Below are 20,962 nucleotides of genomic sequence, written 5' to 3'. Positions count from 1 at the left end.
TGAATGTTGACCAACGGAGGATCCGAGTGCAAGTCACACTGACCGAACACGATACCACCACGCTCATCAAGATCACCGGCAGCGTCGATGGTCTGAACGCCGAGGCATTGAGCTCAAGCTTCGCCGCGCCGATCGCCCAAGGCCGGGTGCGGCTGGTGGTCGACTTCTCCAGCGTCAACTACACCAGCAGCGCCGGCCTGCGCTCGCTGCTGGGCGCCGTCAAGGACAGCCGCCGCGGCGGCGGCGACCTCAGGATCGCCGCGCTGCAGCCGCAGGTCGAACGGGTGCTTGCGCTCGCGGGCTTCACCGGCATCGTGCAGATCTTTGCCGATGTGCAGGCCGCCACCGCCAGCTTCCAGTCCTGAACGGGCGCACACGATGGCCGCGGATCGCCCCCCAACCGAGGTCACGCTGGTCATCGGTGCGGGCGGCGTACGCTGCGTGGCCGCGCTGGGCGTCGTCAAGGCCCTGGCCGACGCCGGCATCGGCATCGAGCGCGTTGTCGGCTGCGGCACGGGGGCGGTCTTTGCCGCACTGGTCGCCTTCGGCGACCCGATGGACGCGTCCAGGGCGCTGGCCGCACGCCTGTGGCCCAGGGAGCTCGCCGGGGGCCGCGGCATGCCGGGCTTTCTGCGCTCGGTCATGGGGCTGCGCGACAAGCGCGCCACGCAGCTGCGGCAGCTGGACGCGGCCTTTCGCGACAGGCAGATCGAGGGCGCCGCCCTACCGCTGCACCTGACGGCCACCGATTTCGCAACCGGCGACCTGGTGGAACTGGCCTACGGCTCCCTGGCCCAAGGCCTGCGCGCCGGCCTGGCGCTTCCGCCGGCCCTGGCGCCTCAGCGCCTGGGCGAGCGGCTGCTGGTGGACGGCGCATGGGCCGACCCGCTGCCGGTCAGCGTGGCAATCAGGCACGGGGCGCGCGTCATCGTTGCCGTCGGTTTCGAGCTGCCGCTCCATGCGCAGGCCCACGGCGCCAGGCGCAGCGCCGACCAGCTCGCCGCGATCCTGGCCAACAACCTGCTGCGCGCCAAACTGGCATTCCACAGCGCGGCCCACCATGCCGAGTTGATCATGGTCCTGCCCGAGTTCAGGCAGCGCGCCGGCCTGCTCGCCACCGACAGGCTGGCCTATCTCATCGACGAAGGCGAACAGGCCGCACTGCAGCAACTGCCCTACCTGCACCATCTGCTGGCCACCGCCTGAAGCATTTCCCCTTCGTGGCGCGCAACTAGACGCGCCGCCGCAGCGCCTCGAAGAACAGCTCGGACTGCAGGCGCTCACCCAGAGTCTGCTCGCAGACGCGCCGGGCCAGGCCCTGGTCCGCCGGCAGCAGCGCCCGCCCGGTGGAGGCGGCAATCACCTGCAGCTGGCAGCCGCGTTCCAGGTAGTACAGGTCGTCGTAGGCGTGGTCCATGCGCGCACCGCAGACCACCACGCCATGGTTGCCCAGGAAGGCCACGTCGGCGCCGTCCATGGCGAAGGCGATGCGCTCGCCTTCGCTGTTGTCCAGGGCCAGGCCGTTGTAGTGGGCGTCGACGGCGATGCGGCCATGGAAGCGCATTGCCGTCTGCGACAGCGTGGTGTCCAGGGCGCGGTCGCTGGTCAGGGTCAGCGCCGTGGCGTAGGGCATATGGGTGTGCAGCACGCAGGCCTTGCCGGCGATGCGGTGGATGGCGCCGTGGATGAACATGGCGGTGGGCTCGACGTCGTGGCGGCCGGCCAGTTTGTTGCCATCGCCGTCGATCAGCACGATGTCCTCGGCCTGCACCTCGCTCCACAGCAGGCCACGCGGATTGAGCAGGAAGCGGCCCGAGCCGTCGGGCAGCTCGGTGCTGAAATGGTTGCAGACACCCTCGGCCAGCCCATGGTGGGCGGCGGCGCGCAGCGCCAGGGCCAGGTCAGCCCGCAGGCGGGCGACTTCGGGGGAGTCGAAAACGAGGCTGGTCATGTGGGCCTTCTTGCAGTGGCTGGGGACGCCAGCAAGCTACCAGATACCGGGAGATTTCGAAACATCAGGTAACGCAGAGATACCTGCGGCCAACATTTGCGACATGTGAGAGGTGCTCAATGGCATACCGGCGTTGTCCAGCCGGGCAAGGAAGCACCATGAAGGCAGTTCTGGCGCTGACGGCTGTGGCAGGCCTGGCGGGTTGTGTGGCTTACGACCCCTATCTGTACAACTTGCCCTACCCGGGGCCGGTCTACCGGGTGGACGGCGCGCCACCGGCCGAGGGCGCGGTCGCGCCCTATGACCAAGGCCAGGGTACCAGCTACAGCGCGCCCTATTCCGCGTATCCCGCCTATCCTTACTACCCCGCTTACGGCTACCCGTACTACGCGCCCTACTACCCCTACGCCTATGGCTATCCGTGGGCCTTGGGCTGGGGCGTCGGCCTGGGACTGGGTTACAGCTACTACGGCGGAGGCAGGCACCATGGCTACCACGGCGGCGGTGGTGGTCATGGCGGCGGCGGGCGCCCTCCTGGCGCCAGCGGCGGCGGTGGCCGCCCGGGTGGCGGCGGCGGCATGGGCCCAGGGGGTGGAGGCGGTGGCGGGGGTGGCCGCGGAGGCGGAGGTGGTGGCCGGCGCTGAGGCCCGCCGGACCGGCCTCAGAACTGGGCCTTCTTCCACTCCGCGTCGGGATTGAACACCTTGATGGCGCCGGCCTGCTTGGTCGTCTGCGCTCCCAGATCGCGTTCGTAAACCACGCCTTCCTGGTTGACAATGAAGCTCATCACACCGGTCTTTCCGTACTGCACCGGCCAGGCCAGCAGCGCATAGCCGCTGACCATGTTCTTGCCGATCAGGTAGCTGCGCGCGCCGCCCTTAGCATCGGCCCCCTGGCCGGTGAGGATGCGGTAGTGGTAGCCGTGGTAGCCCTCGCCGGCCTGCTTGGGCACGAAGCTCTCGCCCAGCGGGCTGTCGTCGCCCAGCTTGGGGCTCCAGATCAGGCCATCGCGCTTGCCTGGGCTGCTCATGAGCTTTTGCGCGTAGGTCAGCACGCCGGCGCCAGTGCGGTCGGTCTTGGCGTAATCGCGCTGCGCGTCCACGTAGGCCAGCATGGCCTGCATGGCCGACAGTTCGTTGCGGCCGATGCGCCGCGCCTGGACGATCTCATGCCCGCCCGCCGTGTCGAAGCGCCAGCGCCCGTCCTTGCCCTGCAGCAGCGGCACGGGCAGCAACCAGGGGTCGCTGCCAACCACCAGCATGCCCTTGCCTTCCTTGGCGATGACGGCACGCGACTGTTTGGCCTTGTCGAGGAAGGCGGCGCGGTCGGCCGCCGGTACTTCCACCGGCACCAGGCTGCGCCAGTCCTTGCCCAGGACGCGGGCCATCTGCGACTTGTCGCCGGACGAGACAGCTGCGACCAGGGCATCGGCCGCCTGTTCAGCGGTTTCAAACGGTGCCTGCGCCGCCGCGGGCAAGCCCAGCAGCGCGACGAAGGCAAAGGCAGCCGCGCGGGCCTGCATGGAGAAACGATTGAATGTTTTCATGGTTCTTGCTCCTGCCTATCAGCGCCGGCCACCGCCGCCGCCACCACGGCCGCCGCCACCACCACCGCCGGCCCGGGCGCCACCGCCCGCAGCACCGCCGCTGAACGAGCGGTTGGCGCCGCCGGCGCCGGCTGAACTGCGGCTGGCCTGGCCGCGGTCAATGTTGCGCTGCTGCGCACCACCGGCGTCGCGTGCCCCGGAAAAGGCATTGTTGCCCGCGCCCCGGCTACCGTCACCGCCGAGGTTGCCGCCACGGTCGCCACCGCCCGCGCCCCGGCTGCCGTCGCCTACGCTACCGCGGTTGCTGGAATCGCGCACTGCGTTGTTGGCCCGCTCGCGGTCTGCGCCCTGCAGCTTGTCGCGGCCAGCGGCCGGGTCGGCACCCCGGTCCCTGAGAGTTTCATTGGCACGCGAGCGCTCGGCGTCGCGGCCATCCTTGCCACGGAAAGATTCGCGGTTCTGCGCGCCATCGGCCTGCTTGCGGCCATAGTTCTCGCGGCTCTTGCTGTCGCGGTAGGGGACATCGCCGCGACGCTCCGCGTTGTGCTGGAAGCTGTTGTTGCCCGACTCGCGCCGGTTGTTGACGTTGACGTTGTTGAACTTGTTGACGTTGATGTTGACGTTGCCACCGCCCCAGTTGCAATTGCCCCACAGGCCGTTGGCGATACCGACCACGGCCGCGCCCCAGAGGAAGCCCCCGACGAAGGCGCCGCCCGGGTAATAATAGGGCGGTGGCGCCCAGTAGTACGGCGGGTAGGACGGATACATCCAGCTGCCATAGGCCACGGAAGGCTGGTAGACCGGCACGTAGACCTGCTCGGGCTGGGCCGGCTCGATGATGATGGCCTGCTTGCCCGCGTCGGTCTGCGTGCTGACCTTCTGCTGCTCGTTGCTCTTGAGGTTGCCCGCTTCCTGCGCCTTCTTGCGCAGGAACTGCACCCTGTCCATCACCCGCGCCGGGTCGGCCAGGAAGGCATCGCCCAGGCGCTGCACGTCGTTGGGCTTGGCGCCCATCATGGTCAGCACCTGCGGAAAGGCCGCCAGCGACTTGACCGCCGGATCCCAGGACTGGCCCTCGACCTGCTTGACCGCGGCATCACCCTTGGCATCGGGGTTGGCCTTGGTCCAGGCCGCGGCGTCCTTGACGTCGACCGGGTAGGTGCTGGCCATCAGGATCTGCGCCAGCAATGAGTCCGGATACAGCGCGATGGGCGCCAGCATCTGGTCAAGCTCTTCGGTCTTGAAGGTGGTGTCTTGCGCATGCGCGGCACCGGCCACGCACGCGGCCAGCACAGCAAGCAAGGCAGCGGCTTGGCGCACGCGTCCGAACTGCTGCAGGACAAGGGAGAAAAAATACGTCATGACTGCATCCTTGGCGAAGGCTTCGCTTTGGGGGATGGGGCAGTATGCAGGAACGGCGGGCCGAAACGCTATGGCACCAAAGCCCAATGACCCGACCCGCGCAGGGCCGGGAAAACACGAATAGGACAAGAGAGCCAAACACCCCACCTCTCTGCATTCCCCCCAGACCTGGAGAAGCGGCGCCGGCCCCTGACTCAGTAAGATATCCGGCTGCCTCGACCGCCCACCATGCAAATCCAGATCGCCCGCCTCCCCGACCGTGTGGAGGCCCGCCTCGCCGGCCCGATCGACACGCCGGCGGTGCTGGAGATGCTGCGCGAGCTGGGGGCAGTGACCCGCTCGCACGGCGACAAGCTGCTGCTGATGGACCTGCTGCTGCTCGAGGGCGAGGTGCCGCTGGCGGCGCAGCTTCAAGTCGGCGAGCAGATCGCGCATTCCATGGCCCACCTGCAGCGCATGGCCTCGGTGGTGGCGCCCGACCGGCTCACCCGCACCAGCGAGAAGGTGGCGCGGGCCCAGGGCCTGCAGTTCACGGTCTTCGACTCCAAGGACGAGGCCATCAGCTGGCTGTGCGAGCCTGCCGGCCCGGACACAGAGCCTGCCGCCGAGTCGGCGCCGATGGACCCGAGCTGCACGGCCATCTGGACGGCTGTGCGCCACCTGTTCCCGCCCCACAGCCAGGCCATCCAGCTGCCCAGCGGCACGCTTGCGATCTCCTGGTCGATCGCCAACCAGCCCGGTGCGGTGTACGAGATGGCCACCCCCATCACGGTGCGGCTGGAGCCGGAGCTGGCCGAGGCCCTGCGGCTGGCCAACCCCGAACAGCGCAAGCGCATCGCCACCCACCAGGAGTCGGCGGTGCGCGCCGGCCTGGTCGGCTACGACCCCTTCACCACGGTGCCGCGGGCCCGGGTGATCGTGCTGGGGTAAGGCGCCCCACGCGATACTCGGGACGTGACATCCCCCGAAGCCGCGCCCGCGTCGCTGCCGCCTGAAACGCAGCGCACCATCCTGCTGTTGTCCAGCGCCGCCTTTTTCAGCGGCGCCGCCCTGCGGGTGTGCGACTCGCTGTTGCCCCGGCTGGCGGCGGACTTCGACCTGACGGCCGGCGCCGCCGGCCAGGTGATCATCTTCTTCTCGGTGGCCTACGGCCTGATGCAGCTGGTGTTCGGCCCGCTGGGCGACCGCTACGGCAAGGCGCGCATGGTGTGCATCGCCATCTGCTGCTGCACCGCCGGCGCCCTCGCCTGCGCCGTCGCGCCCAGCTTCGACGCCCTGCTGGCCACACGCGTGCTGTGGGGCATGGCGGCGGCGGGCGTGATCCCGCTGTCGATCGCCTGGATCGGCGACGCCGTGCCCTACGCGCAGCGCCAGGCGACGCTGGCCAGGCTGCTGACTGGCGTGCTGGCCGGCATGATGGGCGGCCAGCTGACCGGCGGCCTGTTCGCCGATGCCCAGGCCGGCTGGCGCGGCGCCTTCCTCACCCTGGCGGCCGGCTATGCGGTGGTGGCCGTGCTGCTGCTCGCACGCGTGCGGCACATGCCGGCGCCTGTCGCCCCTGAGGGAGCGCGAGCCGGCTTTGCGGCGCAGCTGCTGTCGGTGCTGCGCGTGCCATGGGCCCGCGTGGTGCTGGCGGCGGTACTGGCCGAAAGCGTCTTCCTGCTCGGACCCATGGCCTACCTGCCGGCCTACCTGCATGGGCGCCACGGCCTGTCGCTATCGGCGGCATCTGCGCTGATCGCTCTCTATGCGGTGGGCGGCCTGCTGTATGCGATGTCGGCGCGGCGCATCGTGCAGCGCCTGGGCGAGCGGCGCATGGTGCTGTGGGGCGGCTGGGTGATGGGCGCCGGCTACCTGGCCTGGTGGCTGGCGCCCGCCGGCTGGGTGGCTGGTCCGGTGGCACTGGCGGTGGGTTTTGGCACCTACCTGTTCCACAACACGCTGCAAACGCATGCCACCCAGATGGCGCCCGCGGTGCGCGGCACGGCTGTGGCGCTGTTCGCCTTCAGCCTGTTTGGCGGCCAGGCGCTGGGCGTCAGCCTGGCGGGCTACGCCTTCGACCATCTGGGCCCGGCGCCACTGCTGCTGGTGCCGGCGGCGGCACTGCCGCTGGCCGGCGCCTGGTTCGCGCGGGCGCTGGCGCGGCGCACGGCCTGATCTGTCTCTCAGTCGCCCGAGCGCATCAGGCGCAGGGCGCGGGTGCTCAGGCGGCTGCTGGCGGCAGCAGGCACTACCGCAAGGTAGCTGCCGCGCGGCGCCGGCGTGAAGGCGGCAACCAGCAGGTTCGCGGTGGCAACCAGCCAGGCCTGCAGCGGCGAGGCGTCGAGCCGGGCGGACGGGGCGAATGTGGCGGTGCGGGACATGGAGGGCTCCAGGCAAGTTGTATAGACAGCCTCGATCCTAGGGTTTACACCGTAGAAAGTAAAATGATTTATCTTTGATTTCAATGCATTTTTCTGCATCATGAGCACTCCACCGCAGGATCAGCGCCCATGGACATCACCCTCGCCCGCACCTTCCTGGAAATCGTCTCCAGCCGCAGCTTCGCCCAGGCCGCCCAGCGCCTGCATGTCACCCAGACGGCGGTCAGCGCGCGGGTGCGCACGCTGGAAGACCTGCTGGGCCGCCAGCTGTTCGTGCGCAACAAGGCCGGCGCTTCGCTGACCACCGCGGGCGAGCAGTTCGTGCGCCACGCCCTGACCCTGGTACAGGTCTGGGAGCGGGCCCAGCGCCAGCTGGCCGTGCCCACCGGCCGCCGCGCCGTGGTGACGGTGGGTTGCGAGATCGCCCTGTGGGACCCGCTGCTGCGCGACTGGCTGCTGTGGATGCGCAAGGGTGCGCCCGACCTGGCGCTGCACGCCGAAGTCGGCCTGGCCGAGGAGTTGCTCGAGCGCGTGGCCAACGGCACCATGGACATCGCCATCGCCTACGCGCCGCGCCAGCGGCCGGGCCTGCATATCGAGCTGCTGATCGAGGAAAAGCTGGTGCTGGTCAGCAGCTCGCCGGGCCTGAAGACGCCGCAGGCCGCCAGCTATGTCTATGTCGACTGGGGCAGCGAGTTCGCCACCCAGCACAGCCTGGCCTTTCCCGAACTGACCAGCGCGCCGGTGTCGGCCAACCTCGGACCGCTGGGCCTGGGCTATCTGCTGGCGGCCGGCGGCGCCGGCTACTTCCGCCAGAACATCGCCGCGCCCTTCCTGGAGCAGGGCCTGCTGTTTCTCGTGCCGGATGCGCCGGAGTTCCCCTACCCGGCCTATGCCGTTTACGCGGAGACCGCCGACATGACAGTGCTGGCGCCGGCCCTGGCGGGCCTGAAGCAGGCGGCCGAAGGCCACAGGCGCGCGCCGCTCACGCAGGCGGCGCGCGCCAGCGCCGCCTCGATCGCCTGCACCAGGTCGTCCGGCGCGACCGGCTTGACCAGGTGGACATCGAAACCCGTGCCATCGGCCGGTCCGGCGCGCCGCGGCCCGTAGCCGGTCAGGGCGATGATGGGGATGGCGCGGCTGGCCGGGTCGGCGCGCAGGCGGCGCGCCACCTCGTAGCCGTCCATGTCGGGCAGGCCGACGTCCAGCACCACCACGCCGGGCCGCGCTGACAGCACCGCCGGCAGCGCGCCCGCGCCGTTGGCGACCTCGACCACCTCGTAGCCGTAGGCGCGCAGCAGTTCGCCCATGGTGGCGCGGGCATCCTCGTTGTCCTCCACGTAGACCAGCTTGCGACGGCTGGCCACGGTGGCAGCAGCGCCCCCCGCCTGCCCCTGCTGCGCCGGGATGCTGGGCAGCCAGAAACTGAAAGTGCTGCCCTCGCCCGGCCCGGGGCTGGTGGCGTGGACCACGCCGCCATGGAGTTCGACCAGCTGCTTGACCAGGGCCAGGCCGATGCCCAGGCCGCTTTGCGTGCGGTTGAGCGGCGGCGGTCCCTGCACGAAGGGCTCGAAGACCCGCGGCAGGAGCTCGCGCGAAATGCCGGCACCGCGGTCGCTGACGCTGACGGCCGCTTTGTCGCCGTCGTGGTGCACCTGCACCACGATCTCGCCGCCGGCTTCGGAGAATTTCAGCGCGTTGGTCACCAGGTTGTTCAGAATCTGCTCGATGCGCACCGCATCACCCTCGACCCAGACCGGCTCGGCCCGCACCGTGATGCGGTGGCCGATGGCGCGCTCGGTGGCACGCAGGGCTTCCACGCAGCTGTGCACGCTGTCGGCCAGGTCCAGCGGCTGGCGCTCGAGCACGATCTTGCCGGCCAAAAGGCGGCTGACGTCCAGCAGGTCGTTGACGATGTGGCCCAGGTGGCGGTTCTGCCGCCGGATGATGTCCAGGTAGCGGCTGGAGCGGTCCTTGGCGACGCCGCCGATCTCCAGCAGCGAGGTCGCGCCGGCAATCGCCGCCAGCGGGTTGCGCAGCTCATGTCCCAACATGGCCAGGAACTGGTCCTTGGCGATGTTCTGCGCCTGCGCCGCCTCGCGCGCCGCGGTCTCGCTGCGCAGCAGCCGCTCGCGCTCGGCCTCCGCGGCCTGGCGCGACCGGCGTTCCAGGTCCAGCAGCCCGCCGGCCTCGACCAGGCACTGGTTGAGGATGTTGACCTCCTCGATCGCCGACTGCTCCATCGCGGGCTTCTCGCCCCGGCCCAGCGAGACGGCCGCCCTGCCCGCGCCGTCGATGGCATGGATGAAGCGGTGACCGAAGGCCGCGGCCGCCATGATGGCCGCGCCCAGGGCCAGCGCCATGCCGGCCATGGCCAGCTGCAGCGCCTGGCTGGCGGCGGCCTCGATCGACTTGACCGGCGCGGCCACCGCGATGGTCCAGCCGGTGAGCGCCGAATGCGTGAAAGCATCGTAGGAAGGAACGCCCTCGACGGTGGAATGCATGATCAGACCGTCATTGGCCTTGGCCGCGGCCGCGACCAGCTCCGGCCGCGCCTGCTGGCCGACCAGCTCCTGGGCCTTGTGGCTGCGGGCGATGAAGCGGCCGTTGCGGTCGATGACGGCGACGATCCAGTTGGCCGGCAGGTCCTGCTGCAGCGCGGTCTTGCGCCAGTGGTCGACCATGAAGGCCTGCGCCACCACATAGGACTTGCCGCCGGCAGCCTTTGCCGGCGCATAGACGGTGGTCACCAGCTTGCCGGTGGCCGGCCCGACGAACAGGTCGGTCGCGGCCGGCAGCTGGCTTTCCAGCACCTTGCGCACGCGGTCCCCGGAGACCGGCGGGGGCGTCGGTGTGCCGTAGGGCAAGGCGGTGTTGACCAGTTGCTTGCCGTCGGCGTCCAGCAGCAGGGTCCAGACATCGGGCAACTGGTTGAGCGCCGTGGCCTGCGCGTAGAACGCCTGCAGGTCGCCGGTCTCCAGGTTCGCCGAGTTGCCCAGCGCCTTGAGCCCTGACAGCGATCCCTGCACCTCGCGGTCGACGATCAGGGCCGTGGCGCGCACCGTCTCGCGCAATCCGCGCAAGGCCGCTTCGCGTTCCCCATCGCGGATTTTCTCCAGGGCGATGCCGGCGGCCAGGGCCATGGGCAGCAAGATGGCGCTGGCCATGAGGACCAGGTGGGTGCGGATGCGCATCGGGAATTTCTACACGAAACCGCGCCCGCGCGGGGCCGTCCCCGCCACCTTGAAAGAAAAAAGGCTGCAGCCCCCGTGCAACCTTCCCCTCTAGCTATTGATTCAATAGCAACCAGGAGGCCGCCGGACTGACTTCAGTTCGCGCCAGGCGCCTTCGCCGGCAACAGCGCGGCGCCCAGCAGGCCGGCCACGGCGGCGAACACCGCGCCCACCGCGAACGCCAGCTGGTAGCCGCCGCTGAGCGCCGCGGCCGTGCCGGCCGGCGCCAGTTGCTCCGCGCGCGCCGCCGCCAGGCTGGCCAGCACGGCCAGGCCCAGCGCCCCACCCAGCATGAAGGAGGTGTTGACCACGCCCGAGGCGATACCCGACTCCTGCGGCGCGACCTCGCTCATGGCCGCCAGCAGCATGGGATTGAAGGCGATGCCCGCACCCAGGCCCGCCAGCAGCATGCCGGGCAGCACGTCGGCCAGGAACGTGCCGTCCACAGGCGCTCTGGCAAACAAAGCCAGCCCTGCCGCGGCCAGCAACAGGCCGGAGGCCAGCGGGCCGCGCACGCCCCAGCGCATCACCATGCGGGCCGACAGGCCGACCGAGAAGGCCGCCATGATGAGGTTGGCCGGCAAGAAGGCCAGGCCCACCTGCATCGGCGTGTACCGCAGCACCAGTTGCATGTACAGGGCCGAGATGAAGAACCAGGCGAACATCGCCGCCGCCCACAGCACGCCCGCCACGTTGGCGACCGCCACGCTGCGCAGGCGGAACAAGCCCAGCGGCATCAAGGGCACGGCCACGCGCCGCTCGATGGCGATGAAGGCCACCAGCAGCAGCACCGCCGCCACCAGCAGGCCCAGCGTCTGGACCGAGCCCCAGCCGGCCTGGTTGCCGTCGACCACCGCATAGACGGCCAGCATCAGCGAAGCCGTCACCGTGACCGCGCCCCAGACGTCCAGCCGCGCGCCGGCCTGGCCGCGGCCGCCGGGCAGCAGCACCAGGCACAGGCCGAACACCAAGGCCCCGATGGGAAGATTGACCAGGAAGATCCAGTGCCAATGGAAGGCGCTGGTGAGCAGGCCGCCCAGCAACACGCCGATGCTGCCGCCGCCGGCGCAGACAAAGCCGTACACACCCATGGCCTTGGCGCGCTCGTGCGGCTCGGTGAACAGGTTCATGATCAGCGACAGCGAGATCGCCGACACCATGGCGCCGCCCAAGCCCTGGATGGCGCGCGCCGCCACCAGCAGCAGCTGCGAACCGGCCATGCCGCAGGCCAGTGAGGCCGCGGTGAACAGCGCCAGGCCGGCCAGGAAGACGCGCCGGTGGCCATACAGGTCACCCAGCCGGCCGCCCAGCAGCAGAAAGCCGCCGAAGGTCAGCATGTAGGCATTGATGACCCAGACCAGGGCGGTTTCGGAAAAGCCCAGGTCCTCGCGGATGGACGGCAGGGCGACGTTCACGATGGTCGTGTCCAGCACAATCATCAGCACGCCCAGGCACAGCACGCACAGCGCCTGCCAGCGGCGGTCAGTGCCTTGCGGATGGACTTGCGAAGGAGGTTCGGTCATACAGCGGGCGCAAAGAGCATCACTCTAGCGCCCGCCCGGTCCGGAACTGGCAGCAGGGCGCTCAGGTCTCCAGCCGCAGATTGGCGTCGTGGATCACCTTCTTCCAGCGCGCCAGGTCGCCAGCCACCTGGGTGCGGAAGATCTCCGGCGAGCTCTTGACCGGCGTCGAACCGGCGTTGAGCAGGCGCGCATGCACCTCATCGGTGGCCAGGGTCTCGCGCAGCGCGGCATCCAGGCGCGCAACGATGGACGCCGGCGTGCGTGCCGGTGCCATCAGGCCCACCCAGGAGTTGATGTCCATGCCGGTCAGCTCCTTGTAGCCCAGTTCGGCCAGCGTGGGCACGCCCGGCAGCACCGGCGAGCGGCGCGCGCTGGTGACGGCCAGGCCCTTGAGGATGCCGGCGCGGATGTCGCCCGAGGTGGTCGGCACCGCCGCCAGCATCAGCGGGATCTGCCGGCCCAGCACCTGGGCGCGGGCATCGCCGCCGCCACGGTAGGGAATGTGGACGGCGTAGACGCCCACGCGCTGCTTGAGCAGCTCCATCGTCAGGTGGCCAGTACTGGCCACACCCGAGGTGCCGTAGTCGAACACCCTGCTGCCCATGCCTCCGCCCAGGGAGCGGCGCGACAGGCTGATGAACTCGCCGAAGTCGCGCGCCGGGAAGCTCGGATGCGAGGTGATGAGCACGGGCGCGTCCACCACCTTGCCAATCATGGCGAAGTCGGCCACCGGATCGAAGCCGATGCGCGGGTTGGCCGCCGGCAACGTGACATGGGTGCCGTCGAAGGCCATCAGCAGGGTGTAGCCGTCGGCTGCGCTGGCGGCCACGGCGCGGGTGGCGATGGCGCCGCCCGCGCCGGTGCGGTTCTCCACCACCACCTGCTGGCCCAGGATCTCGCCCAAGCGCGGGGCGATGAAGCGGGCCGTGATGTCGGCGATGCCGCCCGGCGCCAGGCCCACCAGCAGGCGGATCGGCCGCGAGGGATAGTTGCTGTCCTGCGCCCGGGCCAGGCCCACAGGGCCCAGGGCCGATGCGGCTGCCAGGGATGCGCCAAAACTGCGACGGGTGATCATGCGGCCTCCTTTTGTCCGGCCGCCGCGGGAACGTAGCGGCCCTTGATCTGCGAGCGGTGCATGGTGCGGAACTGGTCCGCCGGGAAGGCGTCGCGCCGGTGCATGGTGGTCAGGTTGTTCCACAGCACCACGTCGCCGACGCGCCAGCGGTGCGTCAGCGTGACCGCGGGCGCGGTCGCGTAGCCCCAGATGGTGTCGAGCAGCTGCTCCGATTCCGCCAGCGACAGGCCGGGAATGTAGGCATTGCGCCGGCGCCCCAGGTAGAGGGTGCGCTCGCCCGTCTCGGGCTGGGTGATGACGATGGGATGCAGGGTGCCCACCGAGTACACCGGGTCGTCGTTGGCCGCCATGCCCTTGCGCACGTTGCCGCCGCTGTCGTAGGTGCCGTCGTGCTTGATGTCCAGCCGCTCGATGCGCGCGACCAGGTCGGCCGGCATGGCCAGCAGGGCCTCCGGCATGCTGGCAAAAGAAGTGTCGCCGCCGCTGTCGGGGATCTCGATCGACCACAGCATGGAGGCAAAGGGCGGGCGCTCCAGGTAAGACATGTCGGTATGCCATTGCGCCTCGCCGTCGCCCAGCGCGCCCAGCGGCTCGCCGCTGCCGCTCTTGCGGTTGGACACCACGTACAGGTTGGGATGGCCCGGCACGCTCTTGCGCCCTGCGCCCTGGTTGGGCGGCGGGTCCAGCTCGCCGAGCATGCCGGAAAAGCGCTCGAACTGGGTGTCGGTGAGCACCTGGTCGCGCAGCACCAGCACGTGGTGCTTCATCCACAGGGCGTACAGCTGGTCGAACTGCGCCTGCGTGATGCCGGCCAGATCCAGGCCCTCGATCAGTGCACCCAGCACCGGGGTGACGGGAGAAAATTGCAAAGCCATCGGCATTCTTTCAGACCAGGCCGGCGCTGCGCGAGAAGTGCAGGTTGGCGTAGCCCAGGTCCAGCCCGTTGATGCCGGAAATCCAGGGCACCGCGATGGCCGCGGTCATGGCAAGGCTGCCGCCATGCGACAGGAATGTTCGACGTTTCATGTGTTTGCTCCCAAGACGGCACATGGTGGTTCAGGACGTCCGGCCAGCAGCACTACGTTTACGCTTGTTACGGACGCTTGCGACCACCCCTGTCAGATTTACCCTATCGATTTCATAGCGCTGGAACAAGCACCGGAGTGGGCCTTTCCCATGGAGAGCCATACGCACGGAAGTGGTGTGGTGGCCACACTGGCAAGTCCTGTAGTGCAGCGGCGCGACACATTGCTGGCTGCGGCCAGCGTTTAAGATGGCCCATGCTTCAAAAGACTTTGCTCCCCCTCCTCCTGCTGGCCGCCGCCCTGAGCGCCCAGGCCCAATCGACCCCAGCCAAGAAAGAGCTGGTCGCCCGCATCATCAAACAGCAGCAGCCCGCGATCGAGTCCATGGCGCGCAACCTGGCCGAACAGCCGGCCGCCGAAATCATGGGCCGCGCTGGCCCGGCCCTGACGGCCCGCATCCCAGCCGACAAGCGCGAGGCGGTGGCCAAGGACATCCAGGCCGACGTCAAGAAGTACGTCGACGAGGCCGTGCCCCTGGTGCAGGGCCGCGCCGTCAAGCTGGCGCCCACGACCATCGGCGCGATACTGGAGGACAAGTTCAGCGAGGATGAGCTCAAGCAGGTGGTGGCGATCATCGAGTCGCCCGTGTACAGCAAGTTCCAGGGCCTGGGCGGTGACATGCAGAAGGCGCTGCTGGAAAAACTGCTGGCCGACACCCGCCCGAGCATCGAACCCAAGGTCAAGGCGATGGAACAATCGGTGGCCAAGCGCCTGGGCGTCACCGCGCCGGCGGCTGCGGCCCCGGCCGCCAAGCCGGCCAGCAAGTAAAGGCCGCGCGGCCCCAGGCCGGCCGCGTCATCCGCCAGGCCCTCAGAGCGCGTGGGACAATCCCATCTTGCTATTGAAACTGTAGCAAGCCGCCTCGAAGGAGCGGATTTCAAAGAGGGCTTCGGCCAGGCTCATCTCACCAGCCTCCATCAGCTTGCCGGCCAGGTGCTCGGTCAGCGGCTGCAATCGCGTGAGCAAGGCCTTGGTCTCGCCGTACAGGCGCTCGCTCTGGGCCTCCATGATGGAGCGCGTCTCTTCGTCCACCGCCTTGCCGCCCTGCCCCTCTTGCGCCAGCGCGCCGAAGTTCAGCCGGGTCTTGCGGTACATGCCCATCTCGCCCACCGCGTGGTGAAGCAGCTTGGTGACGCGGGTGATGTCGTTGTGGGCGCCGTTGGTCGTTCCCTGCTCGCCGAAGAACAGCTCCTCGTTGGCCATGCCGCCCAGCAGCACCCGCACGTCGTGCTCGATGTCGCCCTTGGTCTTGAGCAGGTTGGCGCCCTGCTTGTGGAAGACGAAGCCCAGCGCGTTGTTGCGCGGGTTGGCCTTGAGCGAGATCTTGATGGTCTTCATCTCGGCCTGGATCTTCTCCCAGTCGCCGCCGGCGTTCTTGCGCTCGAGCTCGAAGTCGACCAGGAAATGGCCCCACTCGTGGATGGCGATGATGCGCCGGTCCCGCTCGCGCTCCTTGGTGGTGCTGGTGTTGACGTTGCCCACCATCACGCGCTCTGCCGCCTGCATCAGCGTGTCGGCCCCGATCATCCGGCCGGCCTGCACCGCGCTGATGCCGGCCTGGTTGACGATGGTCTCCAGGTCGGCCGGGCTGCGGCCCTCGGTGATCTCCACCAGATGGCGCAGATCCATGTCCGGCAGCACCTTCTCGGCGCGCTGCGCCAGGTAGTGGCCAATGATGGCGAGGCGCTCCTCGCGGTTGGGCAGGCGGAAGTCCACCTTCATCTGGAAGCGCCGCAGCATGGCCTCGTCCATCTGCATGGACTCGCTGTTGAAGTTGCTGGCGACGATCCAGATGATCTCGGCCTCGCTCTTGGTGCGCACGCCGTCGAGCACCGCCAGCAAGGTGTTCTGGGTGTCGTCGTCGAACTTGCGGTGGCCACCGCGCTTCATGAACAGGTCCTGCGCCTCGTCCAGGAAGACGATGCAGCGCTTGCGCCGGCGCGCCATGGCCATGATGCGGCTGAGCGTGTTGGAGCCGCCGGCCACATAGCCGGTCTCCAGGTTGGCGGCCGAATGGAACAGGATGGGCAGGTTCAGCTCGCGCGCCAGGTAGCTGGCCAGCTTGGTCTTGCCGGTGCCGGCCGGGCCGCTGAACATCACGTTGAAGGGCTTGACGATGCCGTACTCGGCGTAGGCGGCGCGGCGCTGGTACTGGTCCTTGATCTGCGCCACCTCGGCCTTGATGTCATCCATGCCGACCAGGTCCTCGATCGAGCCATGGACCTGGCCGGCCTCGACGAACTTGAGCGACTTGAACTGGCCCTTGAGCTGGAAAGCCAGGAAGCCCAGCAGGCCAACGGTCAGCGCGGCCGACAGCACGCCGCTGACGCCGGCCTTCCAGCCGTCCTTCTCGGACTGCGGGCGGCCGGCGGCAAAGCGCTGGTCAAGGCGCTCGAGCATGTCCATGCTGGAGGCATCGAGCTCGGCGCGCGGCACGAAGCTGAGCTTGCCTCCCCAGGCGGCCGTGACGGCCTTGTCGGCAAAGATCTTGCTCTCGATGTCTGAGGGGTAATAGGCGTATTGCTTGCCCTGCGACTGGATGAGCACAAAGCGCTCGGAGACGTTCCACATCAGCGGCTTGTAGATCACGGTGATGCGCTCCACCGGGTTGGACTCCAGGAAGCTCAGCACCGAGCCGGTGCCGAACACCACGGGCAGCTTGTCGTTGAAGCTCCACATGCCCTCGCCCAGCTTCTCGCCGGCGGCCATGGTCTTGACCTGTTCGGCCAATGCCGCCTGGCGGTTCATCAGGACCAGCGAGTAGCCGCCGGTGGCCGGGATCAGCAGAGCGACCGCCAGCAGCATCGCCTTGACCGGCGTGCTCTGGATGACGAACCAGTCCTGCAGGCGGCTGCAGGCCTTGCGGATCGACAGCCACAGGCCACCGGCGGGCTGCTCGTCTTCGTTGCGTTCCAAAGGAGGATTGAGATCCGGCATGGCTGTCTTTCGGAAAAAGGCGCGAACTCGTGTCAGCGCAATCCTACAGAGCCATCCCGCAACAAGCCAGCGCCATCCGTGCGAACCATGCCGCCATCCATCAGCACGTGACTTATTCACGCGGCGGTGTAACACTGCAAGCCAACACTGTGAAGCGCAGGCAAACCTGGGGAACCCGGGGCGCGTGCCGCTCTCCAACGGACAGCCGGGTTTTTTTCAAGTTTCTTCCCCCGGCTCTTTATCCCTCGGCCCTCGCGGTCCGGGGGATTTTTTCTTTCCGGCCCCGGTGTCAGAGCTCGACGATGGTCTTGAAGCCGCCCCAGAACATGCGCTTACCGTCGAACGGCAGGGACTTGGGGTCCATCCCTTCGAGCCGCGGATCCTTCATCACCTTGGCATTGATCTTGTCGCGCTGCGCCCGCGAGGTGTAGATGATCCAGGAGAAAACCACCACCTCATCGGGCTTGAGCTTGACGCTCTGTGGGAAGGAGGTGGACTTGCCGGGCTTGACGTCGTCGGCGACGCATTCCACATATTCCAGCGCGCCGTACTCCTTCCAGATCTTGCCGGCCTTGCGCGCGAGCGTGCGGTAAGCGGCAAGGTTTTTCTTCGGGACGGGGACAACGAATCCATCGACATAGCGGGCCATGGGATCTCCTTGGGGTCTGTTGCGGGAATCAGTCCTGGGCGAAACACAGGATGTTGCCGTCGGGGTCCTTGCACCAGGCCGTCTTGCGCGCGCCGGACACATGGATGTCACCCTGGCGCGTGGTCTGCGGTAGGTCGTAGTGTTCGAACGCGACGCCGCGCTCCTTGAGGGACTGCACCAGGCTTTCGATGCCATCCGTCACGGCCCAGGTGGCGCAGGTGGCCCTGTTGCTACCGGCGAAAGCCGATTCGTAGAGCATCAGGGTCGAGCCCCCGCTGCGGTAGGCCGCCAGGCCGGGCTCACCCGGTCCATCGGCTTGCAGGCCCAGCTGGCCTTCATAAAACTTGCGCGAGCGCGCGACCTCCTTGACTGCGATGGTGGCCATGGCGTTCATTTCCTTGAGCATGTGATCTCCTTGGTCGGGAGTTGCAGGGCGGCACCTTCAGGTGCCGGACGGACGCACGCGCCGCAGCGCAACGACGGCGAGCAGGCAGGCCGCCACAAGCACGGCCGCACTGATCGCGGCACTGAGCTGCAGGCCGTGGAGGAAGGCTTCGCGCGCGGCACCCAGCAGCTGCGCGCCCAGGGCTTGCGGCAGCTCCTGGGCCAGGGCAATGGCAGCACCGGCTGTGCCTTGCGCGGCCTCGGTGGCCTGCGGCGACAGGCCCGATGGCATGGCCTGGGTGATGTGGCTGCGGTAAGCGGCGGTGGCCACGCTGCCCAGCACCGCAATGCCCAGCGCACCGCCGAATTCAGAGCTGGTCTCCGAGATGGCGGCCACAGACCCGGCCCGCTCCGGCGGCGCAGCGCCCATCAGCAGGTCGGTGGTCAGGCTGACCACCGGCGTCAGGCCCAGCGAGAACACCATGGAGCCGGCCACCAGCAGGGCCAGTGGCGACTGCAGCGTGACCTGGCTGAGCATCAGAAAACCCAGGGCCGAAAAAGCCAGGCCGGCGGCCATGACCCAGGCCGGACGGAAGCGGTGGCCGATGGCGGGCGCCACCATGGAGCCGACGGTGAAAGCCAGCGCCGAGGGCACGCTCCACAGGCCGGCCTCGATCGGTCCCATCCCCAGCACCAGCTGCAGGTATTGGGCGACGTAGAAGAAGGCCGCGAACATGGCGAAGAAACCCAGGATGTTGATCGCCAGCGCCGCGCTGAAAGCAGGCGAGCGAAACAGGCGCGTGTCGATCAACGGGTCTTCCAGCCGGCCCTGGCGCCGCAGAAAGAGCGCGCCCAGCACGGCGCCGGCGACAACTGCCAGCAGGGGCGACCAGGCCCAGCCAGCTTCGGCCAGGCGCTTGATGCCGTAGATGACGGCCAGCACCGCCGCCAGCGACAGCGCGGCGCTGGGCAGGTCCAGCCGGCCGGCGTTGGGGTCCTTGAACTCGGGCAGCAGCAAGGGGCCCAGCACCAGCAGCAGGACCATCACCGGCACCGCCAGCAGGAAAACCGCACCCCAGCTGAAGTGCGCCAGCACCACGCCACCCAGCACAGGGCCTAACGCGCCGCCGGCTGAGAAGCTGGCGATCCAGATGCCGATGGCAATCGACCGCTGGCGCGGGTCCAGGAACATGTTGCGGATCAGCGAAAGCGTGGATGGCGCCAGCGTCGCACCGGCCACGCCCAGCACGGCACGCGCCGCGATCAGCATGTTGGCGCTGTTGGCCAAGGCCGCCAGCACCGATGCAAGGCCGAACGCAGCGGCGCCGATCAGCAGCAGCTTGCGCCGGCCGATGCGGTCACCCAGCGTGCCCATGGTGATGAGCGAGCCGGCCACCAGGAAGCCATAGATGTCGACGATCCACAGCAACTGCGCGCTCGTGGGCTGAAGGTCCGCCGACAGTGCCGGCACGGCCAGGTTCAGCACCGTCAGGTCCATCGAATACAGCATGCAGGGCAAGGCGATCACCGCCAGCCCGGTCCACTCGCGGCGGCCGGCACGTGCAGAAGCGCTTGTGGGATGGCTCATGGCGTGGCCATCACCTTGTCGAGCTTGTCGAAGCTGGCGCTCCAGCCGCGCCTGTGGCCGTCGCGTGCGTCGACATCGAAGAAACGCTCGTGCAGGAAGTCCAACTGCGTGCCCTGCGCCGTCGGCCGCAGTTCCACCGTCACCAGCGAGACCCGCTGCGGCGTGCTCTTCCAGGCCCAGCTGAAGACCAGCTTGCGCTGCGGCTCCACCTCCTGGTAGACGCCGGAGACATCGTGTTCTTCGCCATCCTGGGTGCGGAAAGCGATGTGGTAACGACCGCCGACCTGCACATCCATTTCAGCGCGGGTGACGGAGTTCGGCTCACCCGGTCCGAACCAGGCCGCTAGCGCTTGCGGCTCGGTCCACGCGCGCCAGACTTTGGCGGGCTCGACGGGGTAGCTGCGGGAGAGGCGGAGTTCGACTTGCTGCTGGACGGGGCCTTGGGCCATGGTTCGACTTCCTCCTGGTGGTACAGATAGCGGCCGAGTGCATCGAGCCTGTCGTTCCAGAATTTCGAATAGCGGGACAGCCACATCGCAGCCTCCTGCATGGGTTGGGCGGCCAGCTCGCAGCTGACGACCCGGCCCTCCTTGCTGCGCGTGACCAGGCCGGCATCTTCCAGCACCCGCAGGTGCTTCATGAAGCCGGGCAGCGACATGCCATGCGGCCCGGCCAGCTCGGTCACTGTGGAACCGCCCTGCTCCAGCGTCTGCAATACCTGACGCCGGGTCACATCCGACAGCGCCCAGAACACCTTGTCCAGGGTGGCGTCGTCGTGTATGGCGGCGCCCTTCATGCGGCGCGGTCCAGCAAGGGCCGGTTCAGTTGGGTGCGCCAGTCGGCCGGATTGCTGCTGGATTCGGGGCCCTTGCTGTAGACCTCCCAGAAGTCGGCGGCGCATTGGCGGCCTTGTCCATCGACCCAGGCACCGAACTCGCCCCACGCGCCGGCCAGGCCGTCGTAGTTGCCGTGCAAGACTGTGCGCGCCACCGTCATGGCCGGCCACTGGCTGGGCGCGACGCGGCCCGCGGGCTGCACCGACGAGGCCACCGGCACACCGATTTCGAAATCGAAGCTGTCGGTGGGACGGCGCAAATGGTGGGTGAACCAGGGGCCGGTGACGGCAATGCCCTGCGCCGCCACGGCCGCCATCAATTCGCTGATGCCCGGTCCCATGACCTTGGGCATGTCGGCGCAGGGCACGGTCAGCCGGATGACGGCGATGGGCTGGGCAGGGACGCTGGTGATTTCAGGTGTGTCGATCAT

Annotated in this window: 22 protein-coding genes and 1 pseudogene; 7 read left to right on the top strand and 16 right to left on the bottom strand. The window is 68.6% G+C overall.

The genetic code is table 11. The features are described from left to right. Positions 1-26: 26 nt before the first annotated feature. Positions 27-365 (top strand): STAS domain-containing protein, encoded by a 339-nt coding sequence (locus Q0632_RS16900; RefSeq protein WP_298932341.1) that lies wholly within the window; start codon positions 27-29, stop codon positions 363-365. Between the two features lie 13 nt (positions 366-378). Beyond that, complete coding sequence (locus Q0632_RS16895) at positions 379-1,206, top strand: patatin-like phospholipase family protein (protein WP_298932339.1); 828 nt, start codon at positions 379-381, stop codon at positions 1,204-1,206. A gap of 25 nt (positions 1,207-1,231) precedes the next feature. Here Q0632_RS16895 and Q0632_RS16890 read toward each other — a convergent pair whose 3' ends face one another. Then, positions 1,232-1,951 (bottom strand): aldolase, encoded by a 720-nt coding sequence (locus Q0632_RS16890; RefSeq protein WP_298932337.1) that lies wholly within the window; start codon positions 1,949-1,951, stop codon positions 1,232-1,234. Positions 1,952-2,109: 158 nt separating this feature from the next. On the opposite strand from Q0632_RS16890, the gene Q0632_RS16885 reads away from it, so the two are divergent. Beyond that, entirely contained in the window at positions 2,110-2,595 is a 486-nt protein-coding gene (locus tag Q0632_RS16885; RefSeq protein ID WP_298932335.1) for a hypothetical protein, read from the top strand. Positions 2,596-2,612: 17 nt separating this feature from the next. Here Q0632_RS16885 and Q0632_RS16880 read toward each other — a convergent pair whose 3' ends face one another. Continuing rightward, entirely contained in the window at positions 2,613-3,497 is an 885-nt protein-coding gene (locus tag Q0632_RS16880; protein WP_298932334.1) for a DUF2950 domain-containing protein, read from the bottom strand. A gap of 18 nt (positions 3,498-3,515) precedes the next feature. Beyond that, on the bottom strand, positions 3,516-4,859 hold the full coding sequence (locus tag Q0632_RS16875; RefSeq protein ID WP_298932333.1) for a DUF3300 domain-containing protein: 1,344 nt from the start codon (positions 4,857-4,859) through the stop codon (positions 3,516-3,518). 228 nt (positions 4,860-5,087) lie between these two features. Between Q0632_RS16875 and Q0632_RS16870 the strand changes: the two genes are divergently transcribed. Both Q0632_RS16870 and Q0632_RS16865 read left to right on the top strand, forming a co-directional pair. Continuing rightward, positions 5,088-5,789 (top strand): hypothetical protein, encoded by a 702-nt coding sequence (locus tag Q0632_RS16870; protein WP_298932332.1) that lies wholly within the window; start codon positions 5,088-5,090, stop codon positions 5,787-5,789. A gap of 24 nt (positions 5,790-5,813) precedes the next feature. Further along, positions 5,814-7,016, top strand: a complete 1,203-nt coding sequence (locus tag Q0632_RS16865; RefSeq protein WP_298932331.1) for an MFS transporter — start codon at positions 5,814-5,816, stop codon at positions 7,014-7,016. 8 nt (positions 7,017-7,024) lie between these two features. Here the strand turns inward: Q0632_RS16865 and Q0632_RS16860 are convergent, their stop codons facing one another. Further along, complete coding sequence (locus Q0632_RS16860; protein ID WP_298932330.1) at positions 7,025-7,222, bottom strand: hypothetical protein; 198 nt, start codon at positions 7,220-7,222, stop codon at positions 7,025-7,027. A gap of 129 nt (positions 7,223-7,351) precedes the next feature. On the opposite strand from Q0632_RS16860, the gene Q0632_RS16855 reads away from it, so the two are divergent. Beyond that, positions 7,352-8,332, top strand: a complete 981-nt coding sequence (locus Q0632_RS16855) for a LysR family transcriptional regulator (protein ID WP_298932327.1) — start codon at positions 7,352-7,354, stop codon at positions 8,330-8,332. Here Q0632_RS16855 and Q0632_RS16850 read toward each other — a convergent pair. From Q0632_RS16850 to Q0632_RS16830, 5 genes and pseudogenes are all read right to left on the bottom strand, one after another. Continuing rightward, positions 8,296-9,465, bottom strand: a pseudogene (locus Q0632_RS16850) (ATP-binding protein); the annotation flags it as partial. The gene Q0632_RS16855 and the pseudogene Q0632_RS16850 sit on opposite strands and share 37 nt — an antisense overlap. 1,085 nt (positions 9,466-10,550) lie before the next feature. Further along, positions 10,551-11,978 (bottom strand): DHA2 family efflux MFS transporter permease subunit, encoded by a 1,428-nt coding sequence (locus Q0632_RS16845; protein ID WP_298932325.1) that lies wholly within the window; start codon positions 11,976-11,978, stop codon positions 10,551-10,553. A gap of 61 nt (positions 11,979-12,039) precedes the next feature. After that, positions 12,040-13,053, bottom strand: coding sequence for a tripartite tricarboxylate transporter substrate binding protein (locus Q0632_RS16840; protein ID WP_298932323.1), 1,014 nt, complete (start codon positions 13,051-13,053; stop codon positions 12,040-12,042). Then, a complete protein-coding gene (locus Q0632_RS16835; protein WP_298932321.1) occupies positions 13,050-13,928 on the bottom strand; it encodes a TauD/TfdA family dioxygenase in 879 nt (292 codons plus the stop codon). The genes Q0632_RS16840 and Q0632_RS16835 overlap by 4 nt, the downstream gene beginning before the upstream one ends. A 10-nt stretch (positions 13,929-13,938) precedes the next feature. Beyond that, the gene (locus Q0632_RS16830) at positions 13,939-14,079 is read right to left on the bottom strand and encodes a hypothetical protein (RefSeq protein ID WP_298932319.1); all 141 of its coding nucleotides are present in this window, start codon (positions 14,077-14,079) and stop codon (positions 13,939-13,941) included. Positions 14,080-14,348: 269 nt separating this feature from the next. Here Q0632_RS16830 and Q0632_RS16825 point away from each other — a divergent pair, with 269 nt between their 5' ends. Beyond that, complete coding sequence (locus Q0632_RS16825) at positions 14,349-14,906, top strand: hypothetical protein (RefSeq protein WP_298932317.1); 558 nt, start codon at positions 14,349-14,351, stop codon at positions 14,904-14,906. Between the two features lie 42 nt (positions 14,907-14,948). Here Q0632_RS16825 and Q0632_RS16820 read toward each other — a convergent pair whose 3' ends face one another. The 7 genes from Q0632_RS16820 to Q0632_RS16790 form a co-directional block, all read right to left on the bottom strand. Next, positions 14,949-17,054, bottom strand: a complete 2,106-nt coding sequence (locus Q0632_RS16820) for an AAA family ATPase (RefSeq protein WP_298932315.1) — start codon at positions 17,052-17,054, stop codon at positions 14,949-14,951. A gap of 310 nt (positions 17,055-17,364) precedes the next feature. Beyond that, entirely contained in the window at positions 17,365-17,724 is a 360-nt protein-coding gene (locus Q0632_RS16815) for a DUF1428 domain-containing protein (protein ID WP_298932313.1), read from the bottom strand. Between the two features lie 28 nt (positions 17,725-17,752). Continuing rightward, positions 17,753-18,130: a VOC family protein gene (locus tag Q0632_RS16810; RefSeq protein ID WP_298932311.1), complete on the bottom strand. Its 378-nt coding sequence runs from the start codon at positions 18,128-18,130 to the stop codon at positions 17,753-17,755. 36 nt (positions 18,131-18,166) lie between these two features. Beyond that, positions 18,167-19,696 carry an MFS transporter gene (locus tag Q0632_RS16805; RefSeq protein ID WP_298932309.1) on the bottom strand — a complete coding sequence of 510 codons (1,530 nt, stop codon included), beginning with the start codon at positions 19,694-19,696 and terminating at the stop codon, positions 18,167-18,169. Then, positions 19,693-20,145: an SRPBCC domain-containing protein gene (locus tag Q0632_RS16800; protein WP_298932307.1), complete on the bottom strand. Its 453-nt coding sequence runs from the start codon at positions 20,143-20,145 to the stop codon at positions 19,693-19,695. Before Q0632_RS16800 ends, Q0632_RS16805 begins: the two co-directional genes overlap by 4 nt. Then, positions 20,040-20,492 carry a helix-turn-helix transcriptional regulator gene (locus Q0632_RS16795; protein ID WP_298932305.1) on the bottom strand — a complete coding sequence of 151 codons (453 nt, stop codon included), beginning with the start codon at positions 20,490-20,492 and terminating at the stop codon, positions 20,040-20,042. The genes Q0632_RS16800 and Q0632_RS16795 overlap by 106 nt, the downstream gene beginning before the upstream one ends. Further along, the gene (locus Q0632_RS16790; RefSeq protein ID WP_298932303.1) at positions 20,489-20,962 is read right to left on the bottom strand and encodes a GyrI-like domain-containing protein; all 474 of its coding nucleotides are present in this window, start codon (positions 20,960-20,962) and stop codon (positions 20,489-20,491) included. Before Q0632_RS16790 ends, Q0632_RS16795 begins: the two co-directional genes overlap by 4 nt.

Origin of the sequence: uncultured Ramlibacter sp., from assembly GCF_936925435.1 — a bacterium.
In the GTDB taxonomy this organism is placed as follows: Bacteria; Pseudomonadota; Gammaproteobacteria; order Burkholderiales; family Burkholderiaceae_C; genus Ramlibacter.
This window is presented reverse-complemented; position numbering and strand designations above follow the sequence as displayed.

Bases quoted from the DNA above. Each gene is read 5' to 3' on its own strand.
- Q0632_RS16815 (WP_298932313.1), bottom strand. From the start codon at position 17,724: ATGGCCCGCTATGTCGATGGATTCGTTGTCCCCGTCCCGAAGAAAAAC.
- Q0632_RS16875 (WP_298932333.1), bottom strand. From the start codon at position 4,859: ATGACGTATTTTTTCTCCCTTGTCCTGCAGCAGTTCGGACGCGTGCGC.
- Q0632_RS16885 (WP_298932335.1), top strand. From the start codon at position 2,110: ATGAAGGCAGTTCTGGCGCTGACGGCTGTGGCAGGCCTGGCGGGTTGT.
- Q0632_RS16855 (WP_298932327.1), top strand. From the start codon at position 7,352: ATGGACATCACCCTCGCCCGCACCTTCCTGGAAATCGTCTCCAGCCGC.
- Q0632_RS16790 (WP_298932303.1), bottom strand. From the start codon at position 20,962: ATGATCGACACACCTGAAATCACCAGCGTCCCTGCCCAGCCCATCGCC.
- Q0632_RS16870 (WP_298932332.1), top strand. From the start codon at position 5,088: ATGCAAATCCAGATCGCCCGCCTCCCCGACCGTGTGGAGGCCCGCCTC.
- Q0632_RS16800 (WP_298932307.1), bottom strand. From the start codon at position 20,145: ATGGCCCAAGGCCCCGTCCAGCAGCAAGTCGAACTCCGCCTCTCCCGC.
- Q0632_RS16795 (WP_298932305.1), bottom strand. From the start codon at position 20,492: ATGAAGGGCGCCGCCATACACGACGACGCCACCCTGGACAAGGTGTTC.
- Q0632_RS16890 (WP_298932337.1), bottom strand. From the start codon at position 1,951: ATGACCAGCCTCGTTTTCGACTCCCCCGAAGTCGCCCGCCTGCGGGCT.
- Q0632_RS16840 (WP_298932323.1), bottom strand. From the start codon at position 13,053: ATGATCACCCGTCGCAGTTTTGGCGCATCCCTGGCAGCCGCATCGGCC.
- Q0632_RS16845 (WP_298932325.1), bottom strand. From the start codon at position 11,978: ATGACCGAACCTCCTTCGCAAGTCCATCCGCAAGGCACTGACCGCCGC.
- Q0632_RS16835 (WP_298932321.1), bottom strand. From the start codon at position 13,928: ATGGCTTTGCAATTTTCTCCCGTCACCCCGGTGCTGGGTGCACTGATC.
- Q0632_RS16830 (WP_298932319.1), bottom strand. From the start codon at position 14,079: ATGAAACGTCGAACATTCCTGTCGCATGGCGGCAGCCTTGCCATGACC.
- Q0632_RS16810 (WP_298932311.1), bottom strand. From the start codon at position 18,130: ATGCTCAAGGAAATGAACGCCATGGCCACCATCGCAGTCAAGGAGGTC.
- Q0632_RS16880 (WP_298932334.1), bottom strand. From the start codon at position 3,497: ATGAAAACATTCAATCGTTTCTCCATGCAGGCCCGCGCGGCTGCCTTT.
- Q0632_RS16860 (WP_298932330.1), bottom strand. From the start codon at position 7,222: ATGTCCCGCACCGCCACATTCGCCCCGTCCGCCCGGCTCGACGCCTCG.
- Q0632_RS16805 (WP_298932309.1), bottom strand. From the start codon at position 19,696: ATGAGCCATCCCACAAGCGCTTCTGCACGTGCCGGCCGCCGCGAGTGG.
- Q0632_RS16895 (WP_298932339.1), top strand. From the start codon at position 379: ATGGCCGCGGATCGCCCCCCAACCGAGGTCACGCTGGTCATCGGTGCG.